This is a genomic window from Actinomycetes bacterium (assembly GCA_036000965.1).
Lineage (GTDB): Bacteria > Actinomycetota > CALGFH01 > CALGFH01 > CALGFH01 > DASYUT01.
Genome location: DASYUT010000318.1, coordinates 1 through 5,159, shown reverse-complemented (window position 1 = coordinate 5,159; position 5,159 = coordinate 1). Strand labels below are relative to the sequence as shown.

Annotated in this window: 3 protein-coding genes; all 3 read left to right on the top strand. The window is 72.0% G+C overall.

Features of this window, described 5'->3' with window-relative positions; all coding sequences use genetic code 11:
• Positions 1-390: 390 nt before the first annotated feature.
• On the top strand, positions 391-1,587 hold the full coding sequence (locus VG276_29120; protein HEV8653348.1) for a site-specific integrase: 1,197 nt from the start codon (positions 391-393) through the stop codon (positions 1,585-1,587).
• Positions 1,584-1,922 (top strand): helix-turn-helix transcriptional regulator, encoded by a 339-nt coding sequence (locus VG276_29115; protein HEV8653347.1) that lies wholly within the window; start codon positions 1,584-1,586, stop codon positions 1,920-1,922. Before VG276_29120 ends, VG276_29115 begins: the two co-directional genes overlap by 4 nt.
• Positions 1,923-2,108: 186 nt before the next feature.
• Entirely contained in the window at positions 2,109-4,220 is a 2,112-nt protein-coding gene (locus tag VG276_29110) for a hypothetical protein (GenBank protein ID HEV8653346.1), read from the top strand.
• The last annotated feature ends 939 nt before the right edge of the window (positions 4,221-5,159 follow it).

The window sequence follows — 5,159 nt, the reverse complement described above, 5'->3', positions numbered from 1 at the left end:
ACCCGTCTCCGGGATTCTCCTGGTTCGAGAGCGAGACAGGGCTGCCGATCGCTCACGCGGTTGCTCGCTGGCTGCTCGGCGGCTGAGCACGCATCGAGCCGACCCGGGATGGAGGACTGACCGGAGTCCACAGGCGGGTGGCGACCATCCTGATATGAGACCGCCGCCCGCACCAGCGAGGTCCTCGCCCTGGACGTCCCGACCTGGACCTGCGCAACCGCTGCGCCAAGGTCCGCCGTACTGGAGTACGTACGGGTTCGTTGATCTTGACTCTCTCTGCATAACGGCATCTCCGGAGCTCAAGGCCGCTGATACCAGACCTCCGGAGTGCTCCTGGATTCTGCCGGTTAGATTAGGAATCTGACGATTCAGGGTGTAATCTGCCGCGCCATGGCAGATTCCAAGAGTCGTGCGCTGACCGTGGTCCCCTCGTCGGTCGTCGAGCCGAACGGGAGCGAGCTGGCCGCAGAGCTGGCGGTCGAGCCGGGCCTGGCCGATGTCGTCACCCTGCAGCGTCGACGAGCCGCCGAAGTCACCACCGACGATGAGCACAGCTTCTTCATCGACACGCTGGCCGAATATCAGTGGGCACGGGATGTCGCCGGGCTGGCCGCGAGCACGCTGGACCGGCTGGTGCGGCCGGTCGTGGAGCTTTGCGAGTACTACGGGCTGGTGCCGTGGCGGCTGACCCCGCGGCAGGTGGACCGCTACTTCGCGGACCCGGGCAGGCGCGGCCGCTCGACGGTTCGCCAGAAGCTGAACCTGATCGACGGCTACTTTGCGTTCCTCGAGCAGCGCTACGCCGGGGAGATCGCGCGCCGGTTCGGGGTGGCGGTGGAGTCGCCGATCGACCGGTTCAACCGGCCCCGCCATCGCGGCGACTTCGGGCTGCGGGTGCCGCCGTCGCAGCGGGCGCTGCGGGAGTTCTTCGCTGCCTGGCGGGCCGCGCTGCCCCAGGCCCGCAAGCCGGCGGTCGCCTGCCGGGACTACGTCATGGCCAAGATCGCCTACCTCTCTGGGGTGCGCGCCCGGGAGTTGTGCGCGGTCCGGATCGGCGAGGTGCATTGGGAGGCTGGGCAGTGGGGTCGGTTCCTGGTCAACGGCAAGGGCGCCGGCGGGTCGGGACCACGCCAGCGGGAGGCCTACCTGTTCGCCGAAGGCCGCGAGCTGCTGTGGTGGTATGTGGAGGAGATCCGCGGCCGGTTCGGCGACGACCCCGAGGACCTGACGGCGCCGCTGTGGCCCTCCGAGCGGCTGCCGCCGGCGGTCGCCGCGCTCAACGTGCCGACCAGCGGGTTGGCGGTCGTGCCGGCCACGTTTCGGCACGCGTTGAAGACCGCCGCGCATCAGCACCTGCCCGGACCGGTTCAAGTCCTGTATCCGCATCTGCTGCGGCACGCCTGCGCGACCCACAACTACGAGCGCGGCATGACGCTGTGGGAGGTGCAGAAGCTGCTGGGTCACGGGCGGCCGAGCACCACGGTCCGCTACCTGGCTACCGCCCAGGCCGATCCCGAGCGGGCCAGCTTGGAGTCGGCGTCGCGGGCGGCGCAGCGGCTGCTGATAGACAAGGGGAGCTTGCGGTGAAGTGGAACCTGCGGTGGGTCGCGGCCCGGCGGGACATCTGGCGGCCAAGCGAGCTGCTGGTCGCCTTCGAGCAGGTCGGGTTCATGCCGTCGCTGAGCAAGGTCGCGGCCCTGTGGGGGCAAAAGCCGATCACGGTGCGGCTGGATGACCTGGACAAGATCTGCGCGGCGTTGGGCTGCACGGTCGCCGACCTGTTGGAGGCCGAGCCACTGGCCGCCAGTGAGGGTGACGAGCAGGAGAGCCGCCGTGTGGCCGGCGCGGCCGACGAGCGCACGGGGCCGGCGCGGCCGACGCCGCGGCGGGGCGGCAACCGTCGCGCTCTGCCACCCAACTGAGCCGTGGCCCGGCAGCGGCGACACCCGGTCGGCGGATGCCGGGGGTGCCTGGGCTGGGGCGAGCTCCGCGAGTCGTCGCTGTGCTCGGGCTGCTGGTCCTGGCAGCGGGCGCACCCCGACCGAGGAGCATGCCGGCGCTGCCTGCACGACAGCCACGTCAACACCGACGGGCTGTGTCGGCTCTGCTTGCAGGCGATCCGCACCCACGACCTCGACTGGCTCGTGCGTCCCACCCCGGACGGACGCCCCACCCAGCTCGGGTTGCTCCTGGCAGGGCTGCCGATGCCGCAAGCCCAGCCGCTGGACAAGCGCACGGACCGGTCCTCGGAGCCAACCCGGCCCCCCTCATGGATCGAACGGACCCGCGCCACAGCCCAGCCAGCCTACGACCTGCAGGTCTGCCCACCAGCCCTGCGGGGCCAGCAGGTCCTCTTCCGGCTGCCTCGCCAGCTCACCGACGCGCACACGCGAGGGATCAGCGGTCGCGACCTGCGCGACAACCCCCTGGTCCAGACCACGGCCGCCGCCTACGCCGCCGAGCGCCACTACAGCCCAGAATGGCAGCGCTGGGTCTGCCGGATGCTGGGGCTGGCGCTCGCCATCCGCGACGCCGACGGTGACGACCTCGTCCGCGAGGAAGCCCTCGACGACCTGCCTCACTTCGCCGACGCGGCGGCCGAGGTCCTGCGGCGTGCGGGCCTGCTCCGCCCCCGCCCCGCTCACCGTCCCGCCGCCACCGCCCCCCAGCCTCGAAGCTGCCGGCACTGCGGCTCGTGGGGCTTCCGGGCGCTCTGCCAAGGCTGCCGCCACTGGACCCTCGAGCACCAGGCCGGAACCTGCCGCCGCTGCCGACGAGCCGGGCTGCCGGTCGGCGACGGCGACGGGCTGTGTCGCGGCTGCCGCCTGCACGTCGCCGAGCATGGCCCGCAGGCGCTGGCCGAACCGTGCACCCAGCTGTGGTTCGGCGGAACGCTGGCGCTCACGCTGCGCGCCGCGTCCAGGTCGCTGGGCTACCGGCCGCTTGGCCGCCGGGCCCGGCTGCGACTGCAGGCGCAGCGCCCCGCCCGCCCGGTCTCGCGCCACCTGGTGGACCCCAACCAGGGCACGCTGGTTGCGATGCCGCGGGACTGGCGGCGCATCGACACCCAGGCCCTGCCGGCCCTCACCCCGGCCGCCGAGCGGCTGCTGGAGGCGTTCAAGCAGCGCAGCCGCGCGCAGGCCTGGGATGACGGGATCCGCGGCGAGGCGACCCGGGCGCTGCACCTGCTGCTCGCCTGGCTGGGCGCCGCGGCCCCGATCCCCGAGGCCGACATCCGTTCCATCCCCACCGCGCGACGCTGGACCAGCAGCCGGCGGGTCCTGCGCTTCCTGGAGGAGCACGACCTGGTTGTCCCCGATCCGGCCCGCCAGGTCGACGTCGACCAGCACGCCGTCGAGCAGCGCCTGCAGACCCTGCCCGACGGCATCGCCGGCGAGCTTCGCCGCTGGGTGCAGGTCCTCCGCGGCCAGGGTCGCCGCCAACACCGCCCGATGGGCTTCTCGACCATTCGCAAGTACGTCGGTTACGCCGATCCGGTGGTGCAGGCCTGGGCCACCCGCGTCTCGAGCCTGCGGGAGATCACGCCCGACGACATCCGGGCCGTGCTACGCGAACGGCAGGGCAACCAGGCCCGCTCGGTCCACGTCTCCCTGCGCAGCCTGTTCCAGGCCCTCAAGCAGGAACAGCTGGTGTTTCGCGACCCGACCCGCGGCATCGCCCTCATCAAGGTCGAGCGGCTGCCGGCACCGCTGCCCTCCGATCGGCTCCGTGGGCTGCTCGACCAGGCCGACGGCGCCATGGCGCGGCTGGCCGTCGGGCTGATTGCCATCCATGCACTCCGCAACGTCGAGCTCATCAAGCTGCGCCTGCACGACCTCGATCTCGCCCGCGGCCGGCTCACGGTCCACCGCGGCACCAGCCGCCACACCGTCTACCTGGACGGGCTCACCCACCGCCTCGCGGTCGCCTGGCTCCGGGAACGCCAGCGGCGCTGGCCGTACACCAGCAACTCCTACCTGCTGGTCAGCCAGCAGACCGCCGTCGACCCCAGCCACCCGCCCGTCACCCTGGCGGTGATCGACCAGTGCTTCCGGCCGCTCGGCATAACCCCCTCGCAGCTGCGAGCCGACCGGATCCTCGACGAGGCCCGCCACACCGCCGACCCCGTCCGCCTCATGCGCGTGTTCGGCATCTCCGACACCACCGCGATGAAGTACCTCTACACCGCCCACCCCGAACGCCAGTCCGTGCCATCCTGATCGCTGCCCGAATCGTGTGCGCGCCCGTCGCGTATGCTTTGCGCCAGGTGCGCTGTTCGGCTCATATACGTGATCGGTAGCGGCGCATGCCGGTCAGGCCAGGAGGGAGGGCAGCAGGTCGTGGCGCGGTCCCGACGACCGTGGGCACGGATCGCCGCCCGGGGTGGGGCATTGGGGGCCTCGGCCGCGATGCTGCTGGGGCTTGCATTAGTCCTCGAGCGTGACGACAAGACCGCCGGCGTCGCGAGCATGTTCGTCGGCCTGGCCGGCTTGGCGCTGTCAGCCCTGGCTTTGGCTCGCCCCCGCGAACCTCCCCCCAGCCGCCCCTGGTCCCTGACGCTGTCCGGCTGGACCGGGCCGCCGAGACGCTCGCGACGGCGGTCCAGGTCCAATGGGAGGCCGAGGCCGGGCTGCGGGCCCTGCACCGGTCCACGCCACTGGAAGACCGAGCCACATGGCAGCCCGCCCTGCACGCCTCGGAACGAGCGGTCGCACTTGAGCAGCCCACACGCGTCGTCGAGCGCGGACTCGGCATTGAGCTGTGACGCCGGGCGTCATTCTGGGACGCGCTTCTGTTCTCGCGTTCGCCGACCCGATCGCCGACCCGGTCGCGCTGGTGGCGTGTCGTCCGGGCGTCGGTGCTCGCAGGAGTCGCCTGCCCTCGACCGGCACTTCCGGGACACGGTGGCGGTCTCCGCGCTCCGAGTGCCGGACTTCGGCGGCATCCACGGCAGCGCCGGATTGCTGCCGCTCGTGTGCCTCAGATCGCGCCCACTGGGAGTGGCTCGGCGGCGGGTCGTTGCGTCAATTCGCGGTGGCAGCGGCGGCGTCGGGCCTGATGTGGGCGAACATGCTGCGGCCGTTCCAGCTCGGGAAGGCCCGTACGAGCCATAAGGGACCGTGGAGCTGGATCCGGGAGTCGCGGGTGGCCTCCTCCCA

What these genes read in the sequence shown, in the direction of transcription:
- VG276_29120 (HEV8653348.1), top strand. Translation starts at nt 391, where the DNA reads ATGGCAGATTCCAAGAGTCGTGCGCTGACCGTGGTCCCCTCGTCGGTC.